Origin of the sequence: Amycolatopsis sp. NPDC026612 (assembly GCF_040638285.1) — a bacterium.
In the GTDB taxonomy this organism is placed as follows: domain Bacteria; phylum Actinomycetota; class Actinomycetes; order Mycobacteriales; family Pseudonocardiaceae; genus Amycolatopsis.
The window spans coordinates 45,172-62,097 of sequence record NZ_JBEZYB010000018.1; the positions used below are offsets into that span (position 1 = coordinate 45,172).

Annotated in this window: 14 protein-coding genes; 5 read left to right on the forward strand and 9 right to left on the reverse strand. The window is 72.5% G+C overall.

The window, feature by feature from the left end:
- Positions 1 to 3 precede the first annotated feature (3 nt).
- The gene (locus AB0F15_RS18845) at positions 4 to 684 is read left to right on the forward strand and encodes a response regulator transcription factor (RefSeq protein ID WP_360271474.1); all 681 of its coding nucleotides are present in this window, start codon (positions 4 to 6) and stop codon (positions 682 to 684) included.
- On the opposite strand, the gene AB0F15_RS18850 is transcribed toward AB0F15_RS18845, so the two are convergent.
- On the reverse strand, positions 681 to 1,583 hold the full coding sequence (locus AB0F15_RS18850) for a DMT family transporter (RefSeq protein ID WP_360271476.1): 903 nt from the start codon (positions 1,581 to 1,583) through the stop codon (positions 681 to 683). The genes AB0F15_RS18845 and AB0F15_RS18850 overlap by 4 nt on opposite strands.
- A 102-nt stretch (positions 1,584 to 1,685) precedes the next feature.
- Between AB0F15_RS18850 and AB0F15_RS18855 the strand changes: the two genes are divergently transcribed.
- Positions 1,686 to 2,588, forward strand: a complete 903-nt coding sequence (locus tag AB0F15_RS18855) for a LysR family transcriptional regulator (protein WP_360271478.1) — start codon at positions 1,686 to 1,688, stop codon at positions 2,586 to 2,588.
- A gap of 13 nt (positions 2,589 to 2,601) precedes the next feature.
- Here the strand turns inward: AB0F15_RS18855 and AB0F15_RS18860 are convergent, their stop codons facing one another.
- The 7 genes from AB0F15_RS18860 to AB0F15_RS18890 all read right to left on the reverse strand — a co-directional run bounded on the left by AB0F15_RS18860 (position 2,602) and on the right by AB0F15_RS18890 (position 9,663).
- Positions 2,602 to 3,696, reverse strand: coding sequence for a serine/threonine-protein kinase (locus AB0F15_RS18860; protein ID WP_360271479.1), 1,095 nt, complete (start codon positions 3,694 to 3,696; stop codon positions 2,602 to 2,604).
- 12 nt (positions 3,697 to 3,708) lie between these two features.
- Complete coding sequence (locus AB0F15_RS18865) at positions 3,709 to 5,340, reverse strand: serine/threonine-protein kinase (protein ID WP_360271481.1); 1,632 nt, start codon at positions 5,338 to 5,340, stop codon at positions 3,709 to 3,711.
- Between the two features lie 215 nt (positions 5,341 to 5,555).
- Positions 5,556 to 6,416, reverse strand: a complete 861-nt coding sequence (locus tag AB0F15_RS18870; RefSeq protein ID WP_360271482.1) for a hypothetical protein — start codon at positions 6,414 to 6,416, stop codon at positions 5,556 to 5,558.
- Between the two features lie 258 nt (positions 6,417 to 6,674).
- Positions 6,675 to 8,069, reverse strand: coding sequence for a hypothetical protein (locus AB0F15_RS18875; RefSeq protein ID WP_360271484.1), 1,395 nt, complete (start codon positions 8,067 to 8,069; stop codon positions 6,675 to 6,677).
- A 334-nt stretch (positions 8,070 to 8,403) separates the two neighbouring features.
- Positions 8,404 to 8,718: a hypothetical protein gene (locus AB0F15_RS18880; protein ID WP_360271486.1), complete on the reverse strand. Its 315-nt coding sequence runs from the start codon at positions 8,716 to 8,718 to the stop codon at positions 8,404 to 8,406.
- A gap of 62 nt (positions 8,719 to 8,780) precedes the next feature.
- Positions 8,781 to 9,077 carry a chorismate mutase gene (locus AB0F15_RS18885; RefSeq protein WP_354825454.1) on the reverse strand — a complete coding sequence of 99 codons (297 nt, stop codon included), beginning with the start codon at positions 9,075 to 9,077 and terminating at the stop codon, positions 8,781 to 8,783.
- A 160-nt stretch (positions 9,078 to 9,237) separates the two neighbouring features.
- Positions 9,238 to 9,663, reverse strand: a complete 426-nt coding sequence (locus AB0F15_RS18890; protein ID WP_360271488.1) for a DUF1707 domain-containing protein — start codon at positions 9,661 to 9,663, stop codon at positions 9,238 to 9,240.
- Between the two features lie 188 nt (positions 9,664 to 9,851).
- Here AB0F15_RS18890 and pcrA point away from each other — a divergent pair, with 188 nt between their 5' ends.
- The gene (gene pcrA / locus AB0F15_RS18895; protein ID WP_360271490.1) at positions 9,852 to 12,266 is read left to right on the forward strand and encodes a DNA helicase PcrA; all 2,415 of its coding nucleotides are present in this window, start codon (positions 9,852 to 9,854) and stop codon (positions 12,264 to 12,266) included.
- Between the two features lie 927 nt (positions 12,267 to 13,193).
- Here the strand turns inward: pcrA and AB0F15_RS18900 are convergent.
- A complete protein-coding gene (locus AB0F15_RS18900; RefSeq protein WP_360271492.1) occupies positions 13,194 to 13,874 on the reverse strand; it encodes a M23 family metallopeptidase in 681 nt (226 codons plus the stop codon).
- Between the two features lie 555 nt (positions 13,875 to 14,429).
- Between AB0F15_RS18900 and AB0F15_RS18905 the strand changes: the two genes are divergently transcribed.
- Both AB0F15_RS18905 and AB0F15_RS18910 read left to right on the forward strand, forming a co-directional pair.
- Entirely contained in the window at positions 14,430 to 16,601 is a 2,172-nt protein-coding gene (locus AB0F15_RS18905; RefSeq protein WP_360271494.1) for a hypothetical protein, read from the forward strand.
- Positions 16,582 to 16,914, forward strand: coding sequence for a cobalamin-dependent protein (locus AB0F15_RS18910; RefSeq protein ID WP_360271496.1), 333 nt, complete (start codon positions 16,582 to 16,584; stop codon positions 16,912 to 16,914). Before AB0F15_RS18905 ends, AB0F15_RS18910 begins: the two co-directional genes overlap by 20 nt.
- The last annotated feature ends 12 nt before the right edge of the window (positions 16,915 to 16,926 follow it).

The following is a 16,926-nucleotide window of genomic DNA, read 5'->3' on the forward strand; positions in this document are numbered from 1 at the left end:
GCTATGCTCGACGACGTGACGGAAAGCCAGCGTGAACCGGTCAAGGTGTTCCTCGTCGACGACCACGCGCTGTTCCGCGCGGGGGTGCGCACGGAGCTCGACTCGATCACCGACGAGGTCCGCGTCGTCGGCGAGGCCGGCTCGGTGGCCGAGGCCGTCGCCGGAATCGTCCGGACCAAGCCCCAGGTGGTGCTGCTCGACGTGCACATGCCCGACGGCGGTGGCGCCGAGGTGCTGCGCCGCGTGCGCCCGGAGCTGCCGGACGTGGTGTTCCTGGCCCTCTCGGTCTCCGATGCGGCCGAGGACGTCATCGCGGTCATCCGCGCCGGCGCGCGCGGGTACGTGACGAAGACGATCTCGTCGAAGGAACTGGTCCGCGCGGTGGTCCGCGTCTCGGACGGCGACGCGGTGTTCTCGCCGCGGCTGGCCGGCTTCGTGCTGGACGCGTTCGCCGACCGCCCCGGCTCGGCCCCGATCAACGACCCCGAGCTGGACCTGCTGACCCCGCGCGAGCGGGACGTCCTGCGGCTGCTGGCCCGCGGGTACGCCTACAAGGAGATCGCGTCGGAGCTGTTCATCTCGGTGAAGACGGTGGAGACGCACGTGTCGAGCGTCCTGCGGAAGACCCAGCTGTCGAACCGCTACGAGCTCTCCCGCTGGGCCTCCGACCGCCGCCTGGTCTAGACCCGTTCGAGCGCCGGCTCCGCCGGCACCCGCTTCGGGATCCGCGTCAACGCCACCCCGCCGAGCACGACGACCATTCCCGCGATCACCCGCAGGTGCAGCTGCTCGCCCAGGAACAGCGCGCCGAGCAGCACCGACACGACCGGCAGCAGATAGCCGACCACGGACGCCGCCACCGCGCCTTCGCTCGCCAGCAGCTGGTAGTTCAGCGCGAACGCGAAGCCCGTCGAGCCGATGCCCAGGACCAGGATCGCGAGCAGCGGCCCCGTGGACACCTGCACCGGCGCGAACCCGCCCGCCGGTAGCGCCAGGAGCAGCATCCCACTGGCCAGGAGCATCTGGCCGGCCGAAGTCGCGTACGGCGACAGCGACGGGTCCGACAGGTACTTGCCTTCGTAGACGAACGCGAAGCCGTAGCTCGCCGCCGCCGCTAGGCACGCCAGCGCGCCCCAGCTCAGCAGCCCCGACGCCTGCCACGGCGCGAAGATCAGCAGGATCCCGCCGAGGCCGGCGACCAGCCCGGCCAGCCGTGTCCCGGTCATTCGCGACGACGATCCCATCATCGGCGCCGCGAGCAGCACCCACAGCGGCGTCGTCGAGTTCAGCACCCCGGTGATCCCCGAATCGACCGTGGTCTCGCCGATCGCGAACAGCAGGAACGGCAGCGCGTTGTGGAAGAACGCCGCCACCGCCAGGTGTCCCCACATCCGGCGGTCGCGCGGGAGCCGCGCCCGCTGAAAGCGGCACAGCACCAGCAGCATGGCGGCCCCGAGCACCAGTCGCGCCAGCACCAGCTGCACCGGGGAAAACATCCCGAGTCCCAGCTTGATCCAGAAGAAACTCGAGCCCCACATCAGCGCCAGCGCGGCGATCCTGAGCAGGGTCTTCGTCTCGCCCACCCCAGTCCTCCTTCGATTTCAGCGTCAGCTTCACCCGGGGCAGACGTAAGGACAAGCGAAAATAACTGCAGGGACACTTAAGCTGCACTGTACGATCGGGGCATGCTCGACGTCCGCCGCATGCAGGTCCTCCGCGCCGTCATCACCAGCGGGTCGATCACCGCCGCGGCCCGCAACCTCGGCTACACGCCGTCCGCGATCAGCCAGCAGCTGTCCACGCTGGAACGCGAGGCCGGCACCGAGCTGCTCGAACGCGTCGGCCGGGGCGTCCGGCCGACCCCGGCGGGGTCGCTGCTGTGCGAGCACGCCGAGACGCTCAGCGCCGAGCTCGCCAAGGCCGAAGCGGCGCTGACCGAGCTCAAGGAGGGCCGCATCGGCCGCGTCTCGATCCGCTACTTCGCGACGGCCGGTGCGTCGCTCGTCCCGCCCGCCATCGCCGCGGTCCGCCGCGAGCACCCGGGCGTGCGCCTCGACCTCAAGCTGGTCGAACTCGACGACCCCATCCTGGACGTCGAGTCCGGCGAGGCGGACGTCGCGATCACCGTCTTCCCGCGCAAGACCCCGCCCGCCAAGGGCGTCGAACTGGTGCACCTGCTCGACGACCCGTACCGGGCGGTGCTGCCGAAGACCCACCCGCTGGCCCGCAAGCGCGTGCTGGACCTCACGGAGTTCGCCGAAGAGCCCTGGGTCGGCGTCGACGGCCTGCCCGGCGTCTGCCGCGACATCCTGCTCGGTGCCTGCGCGTCCGCCGGCTTCGCGCCGAACGTCGTGGTCGAGTCCGAGGACTACCAGACGGCGCAGGGGTTCGTCGCCGCCGGCATCGGCGTGGGCCTGATCCCCGAACTCGGGCTCGGCACCCCGCACCCCGGCGTGGTCGTCCGCAAGATCCGCCACCCGGAGCCGGTCCGCGCGATCCACGCCGCGGTGGCGTCCCGGGCCTGGGGGCACCCGGCTGTCCGCACGCTGCTGCGCGCCATGCGTGCGGCGACCGCCAAGGTCGCCTAGTACTGCAACGACACTAGACGAAGAACAGCTCCGAGACGAGGATGCCGACCAGCACCGCCACCAGGATCGCGGCCACGGTGACCAGCGTCTTCTTCGACACCGGCAGGTTCCACTCCTGGGCCTGCGGCTGGGCGCCCGGCGCGAGCGGCGGCGCGTACTGCGTCGGCGGCGGTACCGGCTGCATCCGCTGCGTCTCCTCCGCCGAGGAGTAGCCGGGCGCGGCGACCGGCAGCTGCTGCTGGAACTGCGGTCCCGACGGCGGCATCGGCGGCCCCGCGGCTGCCAGCCCGGGGTTGAAGGGCGGGAGGGGTGGCGGCGGCATCCCGGGAGCCGTCGGCGGGATGAACCCCGTCTCGCGGCCTTCGGTGATCGCCTTCAGCGACTGGACGGTGTCCGTCATCGTCGGCCGGGTCGTCGGGTCCGCGCGCAGCATCTTGCGGAGCGCCTCGGTGAGGACGCCCGAGTTGTGCGGCGGCCGTTCCGACGACTGGCCGTCGTCGCCGAACGGCGGCACACCCTCCACGGAGGTGTAGAGCGTCGCGCCGAGGGAGAAGACGTCCGCCGCCGGCGTGCCCGGCAGGCCGCGGGCGACCTCGGGCGCCACGTACGCCGGGCTCGGCCCGCCGCCGCTGATGCCGATGTCGGTGAGCTTCACGCCGCCGTCGTCGGCCAGCAGCACCGTGCCCGGCTCGAGGGTGCGGTGCACGAACCCGGCCGCGTGGATGGCCGCCAGTGCGTTCCCGAGCTGGATGCCCAGCAGCGCCGCCTGATCGGGGGAGAGCCTGCCGTGCTCGGCGAGGAAGGTCGCCATGCTGCGCGACGGGATGTACTCCATCACCAGCCAGACGTCCTGGCCGTCGGGCAGCACGTCGAACACCTTGATCGCGCACGGGTGGTCGATCCGCGCCGCGTCCTTGCCCTCCTGCATGGCGGCCGCCCGTGCCTGCTCGGCGCGCGCACCCGCCCCGACCGGCAGGTACATCCGCTTCATCGCGACGGTCCGGAACAGCCGCGTGTCGAACGCCAGCCACACGATGCCCGCGCGGCCGCGGCCGATCGGCTGGTCCAGCCGGAACCGGCCGCCGACGATGGTGCCTTCAGAACTCAAGATTGACCTCGATCATGCACCGGCTGGTGGCGTGCTCGTTGGAGCAGGGGAGCTGGAGTCGGGAGGCGACGGGGTGGTTTCGACGACCGACGATTTCGTCGGCGTAGTCGTCTTCGGCGTCGTGGTCTTTTCCGGTTCGGAGCTCCGCGACGTCGTCACGCGCTTCGACGTCGAAGACGTCTCCGACACCGGCGGCGGCACGTCGGCCGTGGTGAACGACTCCTCCGTCGTCGACGGCGGCGATTCCGACGTCGCGACCGGCTTCGGCTTGCTGCTGGACACCGGCGCGGCCGGCGCCTCCGGGTTGTTCGGGCTCAGCAGCCAGACGACCAGCGCGACCAGGCCCACGACCACGACGCCGCCGATGATCGCCGGGCGCTTCCACGCGCCGGGCTTCTCGTCGTCCTCGTCGACCGGGCTCAGCTGCGGACGCGACCGGGGCGGTGGCGGCGGGGCGGGCTCGTCGTCGTAGTCGTCGTAGTCGTCCTCGTACCCGCTCTGCTCGTGCGGCGGGACGGGCACGGCTCGGGTCGCGGCCAGCCCGGGCGGCACGCCCCCGGCCGCCTGGTGGTCGTCGTCGCGGTAGTGGCCGTACCCGTCGTAGTCGTCCTCCGGGTAGCCGGTGGCCTCCGGGTAGTCGTCCTCGTCGTAGTACGGCACGGCCTGCGTCGGGGCCGCGCCGGCCAGCAGCGTGCCGGAGTGGCCCGCGGGGACCTCGTCGAACATCTGGGTCGCGTGCGGGTCGGCGACGGCGGCCGCGCCGAGGACGCCGGCGGACGCCGCCATCATGGTCTCGTCCGCCGGGCCGCCGAGCGGGGTCTCGCCGCGCGCGACGGCCGCGAGCAGCTCTTCGCACTCCTCGGCGGTCGGCCGGTGCTCGATTTCCGGGTGCAGCAGCACGGCCAGCACGCTCGCCAGCGGCCCGGACTGGCGAGGCGGGTTGATCTGCCCGGCCGCGACCGCGTGCAGCAGGCTCAGCGTGTTTTCGGACAGCCCGAACGGCGGCTGGCCCTCGCACGCCGCGTAGAGCGTGGAGCCGAGCGAAAAGATGTCGGACTCCGGGCCGGGCTCGCCGCCGATGGCGACTTCGGGGGCCAGGTAGGCGGGGGTGCCGGCGATCATCCCGGTCTTGGTGACCGTGACGTCGTCCTTGGCCCGGGAGATGCCGAAGTCGGTGATCTTCACGACGCCGTTGGCGCCGAGGAGGATGTTGCCCGGCTTGATGTCGCGGTGCACGATCCCGACGGCGTGGGCCTCGCGCAGCGCCGCGGCGACCTGGGCGCCGATGCGCGCCACTTCGGTCGGCGGCAGCGTGCGGCGGTCCTGCAGCACGGCGGCCAGGCTGGTGGAGTTGAGGTACTCCATGATCAGGCACGGCTGCCCGTTGTCGTCGGTGACGACGTCGAAGACGGAGATCGCGTTGGGGTGGTGCAGCCGCGCCGCGATCCGGCCCTCGCGCATCGTCCGCTGGCGGGCGTCCTCGGCGTCGTGCTGGTCCAGGTGCGGCTGGAGCAGGAGCTGCTTGATGGCCACCGTGCGGCCGAGCACCTCGTCGTGCGCCTGCCAGACGGCCCCCATCGCGCCCGTGCCGATCCGGCCGACGATGCGGTATCGATCGGCGACCAGACGACCCTCGTCGCTCACGCGACCTCCCTTGGGGCTCCGACTTCACCAGGGCGTGCGGATTGGTGCCTGGTGACGCGGCCACGAGCAGGCCGCTTCGCTGGAGCGTATGCAGATGTCGTGGGCTCTGAACCGGCTTTTCCGAGACCGGCCCGTGACAAGGCTAGGCGCTCACTCTGCGCACACGAAATCGGCACGGGCACTTGAGCCACGGGTGAACGGGTGATCGCGGTGGGCTACATGTACTGGGCCGAGACGAGCTCGGCTTCGGTGATCAACCCGCCGGTGTCGGCCACCCGGAACAGCTGGGTGACGCGCACCAGCGCGCCGTCCGGCCGGTGCAGCGTCGCGACCGCGAGGATCGAGCCGTCCGGCTTGATCTGCGTGTCGGCCTCCTGGACGTCGATGGCGTCCATCGAGCTCCAGGTGCGGACCAGCTCGCCGGCCGAGCCGTCGACCAGCGCCGGGCTCAGCAGCGCCAGTGCGCCCGCCGAGTCGCGGGCGATGGCGGCGTAGAAGTCCTTGACGGCCTGGATCTTGCGGCTCGCGCTGCGCGCGTCGGCCGCGGTGTCCGGTACCGGGGTGGCCGGTACCGGCGCGGTCCGGGTCCGCGGGCTGCCGTTCGACGGGTGGGACACCGTCGGCGGGTCCTCGGAGTGCGTGCCCGGCGTCACCGGCCCGTGCTGCTCCGGCGCGCTGCCACCGGCCTGGTGCTGCGGCACGGCGAGGCCGCCGAGCTCCGCGGCGCCGCTGAAGCCGGCGGGCGTGCTCTGGCCGCCGGAGGACGCGGCGCGGTGGGAGCTGGTCAGCATCGGCGCGGCGATCACGGCACCGGCGACGAGCGCACCCGCGGCGACGAGCCCGGTCAGCTTCGCGCGGCGCGCGAACCGGCTTTCCGGCTCATCGCCGTCTTCGGTCTGCTCCGGCTCGCGGGCCGGTTCGGTCCGCGACGGCAGGAACTTCTGCGGGTCGCGGAAGACCCGCTCGAGGTGGTCGCGTTCGGCGTCGGCGACGCCGTCCAGGATCTCGGCCGGGATGACGTCCTCGACGCGGACGGCGTGGGGTGTCTCACGCCGTGTGCGCTGCCGATCAAGCACGAAAGTCCTCGCTCTGGGTTCCGGGGACGGCCACTCGGCCGTTCGCCGGGGAGCCGTTGGTCCGGACGGCCGACTCGTGGCCGGTTCCGGATCCGCTGTCGTCAGGTAACCCTGTGCGGACGGCCACCACCAGGCTCTGTCGCCGGAATGCCGTCGCCATACGACGAGCGGCAGCTTATGTCACCCACCCGGACCAGGCATAACCGCTCGGCGCACCGCACGTGCATCAGAACGGGCGAACCGCACGTGCGTGATCGGCTACTGACCGTCAGCGGTGATCTTGTCACCGTCGCCGAACGTCAGCGTGCGCTCCTCGGTCGTCTTGGTCCCGTCGGTGTGGGTGACCTCGACCGTGTTGACCGTGACGCCCCGCTGCTGGTCGATGCTGACCTTCTTGACCTCGAAGTAGGCGATGCCGGCGTACCGCTCGGCGAGCGCCTGCGGGCCCTGGTCGTGCAGCCGGCCGGTGGTCACTGACGACGCCGCGGACGGATCGGTGGTGACGGTGTTGAAGAACTGCTCCGAGTTGTCCCCCATGGTCTGGGCGTCCGGCGGGAAGGAGTACCACCACGGCGGCTTGACCGGGGTTTCGCGCTGGGCGGGTGTGACCGGCGGCTTCCGCGGCGACGCGCCCGGATCGGCCGGGGCTGCGGGGCCGGTCACCACCGTCTCCGGCGCGCCGGTGCGGCCGGCCGGCGGGGGAGCCGCGCCGTCGACGGGACCGGCGCCACCGCCTCCGCGGGTCTTCCCGGCGGGGTTCTGCGGCCGGGACGCGCTCTCCGGCCCCGCCGCGGAACCGCCTTCCGTGGGCGGCCGGAGCTCACCGGTGGGTTCGGCGACCGCCGGCGCGCCCTGGTAGCCCGGCCACGCGCCCTGCGCGGCCTGGTCCACCGGCGCCTTCTCGACCAGGAACGATCCGGCGCACAGCAGCCCGACGACCACGGCACCGGAGGCACCGGTGGCGAACCACGCGGCTTTCCGCCAGGTCTTCGGTGGTGTCACGGACGCGGGCACCGACCCGATGGTGAAGCCGCCCAGCCCGTCGATCGGCGGCGCGGAGTAGATGCGGGCGTCGTCTTCGTCCACGTCCACGTCCACCCCGCGCGGCGCCGGGGCGGCCAGCGAGACGCGGGTACGCCGGGCGGCCTGGTCGGCCCGGGATTCGGTGGCCGGGGCGGACTCGAGGTCGTCATCGAAGCCGTTGTCGTCGAGCTCGTCGTCCTCGAGGTCGTCGTGTTCGAAGGCGTCGAGGGGGAGGCTGCCGTGGGAGGCGGGGAACAGCGGCGGCGCGGGAGGCCGGTCACGGGGCTGGGGCAGCGACGGCTGGGGGAGCGACGGCTGGGGCAGCGAGGGCTGGGGCAGCGGGAGCGATCCGGACATCGGCGGGTCGGCCGGCGCGGGACCGGCGGTCTGGTGCGGAAAGGGCAGGCAGCCGGACATCGGCGTCTCGGCGGGCGCGGGTCCGGCGCCGTAGCGCGGAAAAGGGTGGGTCCCGGACATCGGCGTCGCGGCCGGCGCCTGGCCTGCCGCGTGGTGCCGCACGGGCCGGTGCTGGGGCAGCGGCGGCGTCCAGCTCTCCGCGCCATCGCGCCGATGCCGCCCGGGATGCGCGGGTGCGGTGCCGCGTCCGCGGAACTCCATGCCGTTGCTCATGTGGGCTGGACCACCCCGCGGTGCGGTCCTGACGCCGTCGGGCACCGAGACGACCCGAACGGAGCACCCTCACGCGCGGAATCCTGTTCGGAATCCTGCGCAAATGCACGCGCACGCGACTTAGGACGCGCGGGGCCAGTGCCCCCGCGCGTCCTGCGGGCAGTGCCCGACCCAGACGCAAGGGTCATCACGGCGTCAACCCTAGGAGCATCCGGCGGAGAAAGTCGCCTCCAAACCTGCAAGTTGCACAGGTTTCACTCGGTCGGGCGCGACCGAACGGGCGATGGTGACGCTGCGAAGTTTCACGCAGCGCCATCGCCCCTGATCAGGGGTTTCAGCCTCCCGTGCGGTAACGGTCGCGCGTGGACTGCAGCGCCTTCGTCGCCACCGCACCGCTACCCGCCGCGACGATGATCGCGAAGACGTCGAGCGTCGTTCCCCCGGCCGTGAGCAACCAGGCGAACAGCGAAGCCGCGGTCGTACCGCCGGCAACCGCCCACCGGCTGCGGACGTACTGGGCGACCGGAGCGCCCCCGGCGCGCTTACCCGCCGCGTTGTTGAGCAACGCCAGATACCCCACATGGCCCAACGCGGCCAGCACGCTCACGAGGGCGACGATCACGGCGATGAGGTTCACGAGCCAGTCCATGGCCTCAGTCTGCCGCCCCCGGGCCGCCGGTGCCTCGGGGAAGTCCCCGAATTCGGCAACCGTTACCGGCCGAGCCGCCCGCGGCCCAGGTTCAGCAGCGCCATGGCCAGCTGCCGGCCTTCCGGGCCCAGTTCGCGGTAGCGCGCGAGCACGTCCATCTCGCGGTTGTAGACGATGCGCGTGCCGCCGGCGGCCATCCGCGCGGCCCCGATCGTCTTGGACACCTCGACCCGGCGTTTCACCAACCGCAGGATCTCCTTGTCCAGCCAGTCGATCTCCTCGCGGAGCGACGCGATGTCGTCGCCCGCGGGGGTGTGCTCGGCGGGCTGGCCGTCGGCGTTCGTCGCGTGTGCGTTCATCGGGACCTCTTCCTCGAAGCCCGGACCCGGCCCAGGGACGGCGACAGCCCCGGGTCCGTGGACTCCGGGGCTGGCGTGATGGCGGTTCGGGCACTACGCGATCACGGGAGCCGGAGTCCGGGTCCCGTAAAAAAATCGCTCTGCGTGGTGCCGCATGCGCTCAGTATGGCACAGCGGCACCGGCACGTTCCCGGAACGAGCGCACGCGAGCATGGGCCAAGACGCTCACCGCGAGCCAGAACACCGGGAACGCGGGCCAGAAGAAACCGGCGCCCAGCACCGCCCAACGGACGATCACCAGCACCGCGACCGCGACCGCCACCGCAAGGTGCACGCGCAGCGCGGGATGGCGCCGCAGCGACTCCCGGGTGAGCGGGAAACCGGGCCGGGGCGGCGCCGGCCGCGGCAGGTCGGTGGTGAGCACGGCCAGTTCGTCGGTGAACCGCGCGGCGTAGACCCGGGTGAGGCGCTCTTCGACCTCGTCGAGGGTGAGCCGGCCTTCGGCACCGGCGGTCTGGACGGTGGTGGCAACGCGTTCGCGATCGGCGTCGGCGGCTCGGAGGCGGCCGGGGCTGGTGTCTTCCATGTCCGCCGATGCTCCGCGCGCCGGGACCACGGCGCGTCGGGCGGCAGGCGACACCTCCCGCTACGCCTCCCGCGGTAGCCACGGCCCGGCCGGTTCCGGCACGACGTTCGCGAGCCACTCCGCCGGATCAGCCGCCTCGGCAACGCTTCTGCCGCAGCCCGGGCCGCCCGGGGTAGCGTGGACGCACGATGGACACCCTCTTCGATCTCCCCGCCGCGACCCCTGTGCGCAAGCCCGCCGCCGGCGGGCAGGCCGAGCTGCTCGACGACCTGAACCCCGCCCAGCGCGAAGCCGTCACCCACGCCGGTGGCCCGCTGCTGGTGGTGGCGGGCGCGGGATCGGGCAAGACCCGGGTACTGACCCGCCGCATCGCCTACCTGCTCGGCCAGCGCCGGGTGCACCCCGGCGAAATCATGGCGATCACCTTCACCAACAAGGCGGCCGCCGAGATGCGCGAGCGCGTCGCCGCGCTCGTCGGCCGCCGCGCGAACGCGATGTGGGTGTCGACGTTCCACTCGATGTGCGTGCGGATCCTGCGCCGGGAAGCCAAGACGCTGGACATGTCGTCGAGCTTCTCCATCTACGACTCCGACGACACCAAGCGGCTGATCACCCTGGTGGCGCGGGATCTCGACATCGACCCGAAGCGGTACGCCGCGCGCACCCTCGCCGTGCACATCTCGAACCTGAAGAACGAGCTCACCGACCCGGAGACCGCGGCGGCGAACGCGGGCAACGACCTCGAGCGCCGCGTCGCCGAGGTCTACGGCGAGTACCAGCGGCGGCTGAACCAGGCCAACGCCTTCGACTTCGACGACCTCATCATGCGCACGGTCTCGCTGCTGCAGGCGTTCCCGGACGTCGCCGAGTACTACCGGCGGCGGTTCCGCCACGTGCTGGTCGACGAGTACCAGGACACGAACCACGCGCAGTACACCCTCGTCCGCGAGCTGGCCGGGACCACGCCGAACGAGGCGGGCGTCGAGCCGGCCGAGCTGGTCGTCGTGGGTGACGCGGACCAGTCGATCTACGCCTTCCGCGGCGCGACGATCCGCAACATCGAGGAGTTCGAGCGGGACTTCCCGAACGCGCACACCATCCTGCTGGAGCAGAACTACCGTTCCACGCAGACGATCCTCTCCGCGGCCAACGCCGTCATCGAGCGGAACCCGAACCGGCGGGCGAAGCGGCTGTGGACCGATTCGGGCGAGGGCGAGAAGATCGTCGGCTACGTCGCGGACAACGACCACGACGAAGCCGCGTTCGTCGCGGGCGAGATCGACGCGCTGGCCGAGAAGGGCGAAGCCGACTACTCCGACGTCGCCGTCTTCTACCGCACCAACAACCAGTCCCGTGTCTTCGAAGAGATCTTCATCCGGCTCGGCCTGCCGTACAAGGTCGTCGGTGGCGTGCGGTTCTACGAGCGGCGCGAGGTCCGCGACATGATCGCGTACCTGCGGGTGCTGGCGAACCCCGAGGACACGGTCAGCCTGCGCCGCGTGCTGAACGTCCCCAAGCGCGGCATCGGCGACCGCGCGGAGGCCGTCGTGGCGACGCACGCCGAGCGCGAGCGCATCTCGTTCGCGCGGGCGCTGCGGGAGGCTGTCGAGGGCAAGGTGCCGTTGCTGAACCCGCGCTCGGTCAAGGCGATCGGCGGGTTCGTGGCGATGCTCGACGAGCTGGGTGTGCTGATTTCGGACGGCGCCGAGGTGCACGACGTGCTCGAAGCGGTGCTGGAGAAAACCGGCTACCGCGCCGAGCTCGAGGAGTCGGACGACCCGCAGGACCACACGCGCGTGGAGAACCTGGACGAGCTCGTCACCGTGGCCCGTGAGTTCACCGAGATCACCGCCGAGGTCGTCGCGGACGAGAACGCCGAGCTGGTCGTGGAGGACGGCGTCCCGGCGCCGGGCTCGCTGCCGGCGTTCCTCGAGCGCGTGTCGCTGGTCGCGGACGCGGACTCGGTGCCGTCGCCCGACGGCGGCGAGGAAGGCGACGGCGGCGCGGGCGTGGTCACGCTGATGACCGTGCACACCGCGAAGGGCCTGGAGTACCCGGTGGTGTTCTGCACCGGCTGGGAGGACGGCGTCTTCCCGCACATGCGGGCGCTGGGCGACCCGACGGAGCTCGCCGAGGAACGGCGCCTGGCGTACGTCGCGATCACGCGCGCCAGGAAGCGGTTGTACGTCTCGCGCGCGATCACGCGCTCGGCGTGGGGCCAGCCGTCGATGAACCCGGCTTCGCGGTTCCTCGACGAGCTGCCGCCGGACCTCGTCGACTGGCGGCGGCTGGAGCCGTCCAGCAGCGGCTTCGGCTCGTTCGGTTCCGGCTCGCGCGGCACCCCGCGGGCGGCGACCACCTGGGGCGGCCGCCGGTCTGCGTCGCCGTCTTCTTCGGGCACGCCGTCGTTCGGCAAGGGCTGGAAGGACACGGTGGCCCTGAAGCTGGACGTCGGCGACCGCGTCAGCCACGACAAGTACGGCCTCGGCACCGTGATCTCGTGTGACGGCGTCGGCCCGCGCGCGACGGCCACGATCGACTTCGGCCAGGCGGGCAAGGTCCGCCTGATGCTGATCGGCAGCGTCCCGATGGTGAAGCTCTAGCCTCTGGCTCTACCCGTCCGAGTGAATCCGGCGGCGATCCCGACGATCGCCGCCGGAATCGTCGTACCCACCCGGTACAACTGACCCCGTAATCGAACACGAGTTCGACTGAGGGGGTAGTGTGGTGTGGACGCGGTGCTGTTTGGGCTGCTGGCCGAAGGGGTACAAAAATACCTGCGAGGAGTTCTGGGGACGAGGGTTCCGGATCGGGGTCGGGAGCCTTCGGGGGTCTCGGGAATTCCTTCGCATGCGGGAGCGGAGGCGTGCCGGCTGGCCGCCGCTTGGCGAGCGCTGCTCAGGCAGCACGAGCTCGGCGCGGACGGGCGTTGTGTCACCTGCGGCCGGGGACGCCGCTGGACGACCAGGGCCCGGAGCGCCGCGCGTGTCCGCTCCGCGGGGGGCGCAGGGGGAGCTGCGCCCTGGGGCTGGCTGCCGGTTCGGCGGCCAACGGAGCTGTGCACGGTGTGGCAGGTCGCGGTGGCGTACTTCATCCGCCGGTTGCCGGGTGGGCAGCGGTAGGCGGTTGCGGCCGCTGAGGCGCCTGTGGGAGCCTGGATCGGATCTCTGGTGACGTCGGATGCCGGCGGGGATTCGTCGCGGTCTGCGGCGCTTCCGGTGCCGGGCTGTCGCGGCGAAGCCGGCTTTCCGGAACCGCCCGTTGCCCTGCGGCGGCCTTCGCCGGGAACCGAAGACTCACCCGATTCGGGTGTTTGTGGTGGGCCCGCAGCGGTGAACCTTGATCTTGTGACCGGTTCCAGCGCACGAGCGGCTCAGCGGGGCGGGGGCTTTCCGCGCTCTTCGCGGGCCGGAGCTGTCCGCGGTGTCCCGGCCGGAGCAGCAAGGTGCTCTACGGCCGGGTTTCCGCTGTCGTGCGCGCTGGTGGTACCTGCTCGCCGGGGGCGAGCTTCCGGGTGGGGAACGAGCGGATCAGATGACGATGCCGCGCGCGGCGAGCCAGGGCCGCGGGTCGATCTTCTTGGTGCCGTCCTGCCAGACCTCGAAGTGGAGGTGCGGGCCGGTGCTCTGGCCGCGGTTGCCGATCTCGGCGATCTGCTGGCCGCACTTGACCTTCTGGCCCTCCTTGACGGAGAAGCTGTTCATGTGGCCGTAGACCTGGATCGTGCCGTCGTCGAGCTGCACCCGCACCCAGAGGCCGAAGCCGCTGGCGGGGCCGGCCTCGATCACGGTGCCGTCGGAGGCGGCGTAGATCGGGGTGCCGATGGCGTTGGCGATGTCGATGCCGAGGTGGCTCGCGCCCCACCGGGCACCGAAGCCCGAGGTGAAGGTGCCGTGGGCGGGCAGGCAGGTCTTGGGGCGAGAGGCTTCTTCGGCGGCCTTCTTGGCGGCGTCGGCTTCGCGCTGCTCACGGGCCTGCGTGACGGAGGCGCTGTCGGCGAGCTTGGCGGCCTCGGCGGAGGCGTCGACGGTGTGGCCGGTCGGCAGGAGTTCCGGGGCGCCCCCGGAGCCCGCACCTCCAGCGGTCAGCGAAGCGCTGGCGTCCTGGCTGCTGGCCAGGGGGGTGAAGGCGGTGTCGGAATCGGTGACTGTCTTGAGGGTCGAGCCCGCGGCGGCGGCGGCGAACGCACCAGCCGCAACGGCGGCAACCACGACACGGCCGCGAAGGGCCGAAGAGGGCGGGGCGATGCGGTGCGCACCCCGGACACGAACGACCGCACCTTCCAGTGCGTCCTTCAATGCCGGGGAAGGAGCTTGGCCGCCGGGGGAGCGGTGTGAAGCCAAGACAGGGCCTTCCATCGTCGGGGAGTCGGGTCGAGGACCGCGGGCGGGGGAACCCGGTGAGCCAACCTCGGGGGTGGTTTGCTCGGTGTCCTACTTCGTGACCTGACTGTAATGGGGACCTCGGGACAGTAACGAAGGGGTACCGCTGTCGGCAAGACGTACCCCCGCTATCGGCCGTTCAGGTGGAGTCCGCGCAACGCTCACCTGTGTAAATCACTCAAAGTTAGAGGGGGTTTACGGCGTTCGGTGTGACGTGCCTTACGGGATCGAAGCGTTTCGAAGCCGCTTCGGAGGCCCTCGGCGGGTCTTCGAGGCCCTGGAGGCCGGAATAACGAATTGCCAGAGGAGGTTGAAGCGCCTTCGACGACTCGCGCCCCGGCGACGGCTCCCCGCCGGTCCGAACTTGCTAGCGTCGCGGGCAATATGCCCCCACGCGCAGAGCCCCCCACCGGAAGCACCCCCGGCCCCCGGCAAGAACCCGCGGCGCGAGAGCCGGGTCAGCAGGCCGCGAGTTCGTCTGGCGCACCGCAGGATTTCGCGGCCTCCCCGGACGGTTCCGCCGAGCCCACGCCGGAGCCTTCCGCCGCGACCCGAGCCGCGCAGAAGGCCGCCGAGTCATCGCGGCCCGACCCGGCCAGTGGCGCGCGAGACTCCGCGTCTGCCTCCGCGAGCGGCTCCGGGGAGCAGTCGCGGCCCGAGTCGACCACCGACCCCCGCGGCGGGAAGCGGGCCGCTGCCGTCAGCGATTCCGCCGAGCAGCCGCAGCCCAACTCCACCCCCAGCGCCCGCGGCAAAAAGCAAGGCGGTCCCCCCAAACCCGCCCGCACCAAGCCGGCCGCCGGCCCGGCCGCGCGAACCACCGAACCCGCACCCTGGGCCGACGACACCGAAAACCGCCCCCTGGCCGTCGCGCTCGGCTTGGCCGCGCTCGGCGCCGTCGCCCTCACCGCTGCCGCCTTTGTTCCCGTCTCGCCCGCCGCCGGTCCCGGATTCACCAGCTGGCCGTGGCTCGCTCTCCTCGCGCTCGGGCCCGTCGTGGCCGCCGGCTGGTTCGCCGTTGCCGGGAAACCCGGGCTCGGTGGGGGACTCGTCCTCGGGCTCGCCGCCCTCGCGCCCGGGCGGTTGCTGCTCGACCTGCAGTTCGCCGTCAACGGCCCGCTCACCATCCGGCCCGAGCTGTACCTGCCCGACCGGTTCCTCGGCAGTTCGGGCGTCGGCGGCGGGTTCTGGCTGCTCGTTGCCGGGCACGTGCTCACCGGGGCCGCCGGTCTGGTCGCCTGGCGCGCCCTCCGGAGTCACGAAGAACCCGAACGGCGGCGCTGGCGGCTGCTGGTCCCGCTGCTCGCCGTCGTCGCCGGGGCCGGGCTGCTGACCGCTCCCGTCCACTCCGACAACGGTTTCCTGCTCGCGCGCGCCGCGTTCGAAGGACCGTGGCCCGCCCTCGGCGGCTACCTCCTGCTGGCCGCCGCCTTGCCGCTGACCGCCGTCGTCGCGCTCGCCGCGCCGGCCGAACACGTCGCCCGCGGTGCGCTCGGCGGGCTGGCCGCCGCCGCCTTCGGGGTGGCCGCGCCGCCCGTGCTGGCAGGCCTCTTCCGGGACGACCTGCACGTCACCTGGGGACCCGCGCTCGTGCTCGTCGCGACGACGATCGTCGCCGGCCTCGCCGGGACGCGGCTGACCGAACGCACCGAACAGTCCGAAGCGGACGTTGCCGGGAGCGCGAAGCTGCCCGGTCTCTACTGGTGGCGGCTCACCACCGGACTGCTCGGCCTGGCCACTGCGGTCGCCGCGCTCATCGGCGCCTTCGCCCCGCAGGTCGCGGTCACCGCGCTGAACCCGGGCACCACCACGCCGGTCAGCGCCGCCGCCGACAGCCCCGCCCGCTGGTTCCTCCTCGCCGCCGCGCTCGTGCTCGCCGTCCCCGCCGCCGGGGTGCTCGTCCCGAAGGCGGCCGCCGTCGCGCGGCCCGTGCTCGGGATCGTCTGGGCCGGGGTCGTCCTGGCCGGCACGGCCGTTCTCAACACTGCGCTGACCGCCACCCAGGCCGGCAACCTCGCCGGGTTCGGGGGCGCGGCGGCCCCGGTCTTCACCTACGACCTCGGTGCCGGCGCCGCCTGGACGTTCGCCGCGCTCGTGCTCGCCGCCCTGGCCGCGCTCGCCGCGGCCGGAACCGGCGTCGTCGAACGCGAAGACGCCGGGGACACCACCGAACCGGCCGGCACCGTGCTCACCCCCGCCGTCGCCGGTGCGGTGCTGGCCATCGCCGCGTTCGGGCTGCCCGTCTTCGCCGTCCCCGGCTACGCCGCCGCCGGTCTCTGGTCCCGCTTCGACACCCCGTCGTGGGGTCTGCTGACCGCCGCCGCGGTCGTCGTCGGCGCGGCCGCGCTCGCGACGCGGTCCCGGCCGAAACCGGCGGCCGCCGTGCTCGCCGGCGCTGCCCTGCTCACCGCCCTGCACGCCGCGGAGCTGCCGCTCGTCGGCGGCGCGCTCGGCGGCGCGAGCCCGGCCGCCGGGTTCTGGATCGCGCTCGCCGCCACGGCCGCGTTGCTGATCGCCGCCGGCATGGCGGTCGCCGGTGGACGTCGTGCGCCGTGACCGCCCCCGGGTGCTCCTCGTCGAGTTCACCCACCCCGATCCGGCCGCCGTCGCGCTGGGCCGCGTCCTGCGTGACGAGGGCATGGAGGTCGTCCACGCCGGACTCGTGGACACCGTCGAGCAGATCGTCCGCACTGCCGAACAGGAGGACCCGGACGCGGTCGGCGTGCTCGGCGCCGCGCCACCCGGCGACCTCGGGGACGCGCTCGGAGACGTCCGCGTCTTCACGGCCGGCACCGCCGAAGAAGTGGTGAAAGTGCTCGCCGGTGGGCGGTCTCACACCGGTGAAGCACCGTCTGACCGCGCACGGTGACCGACTTCACCA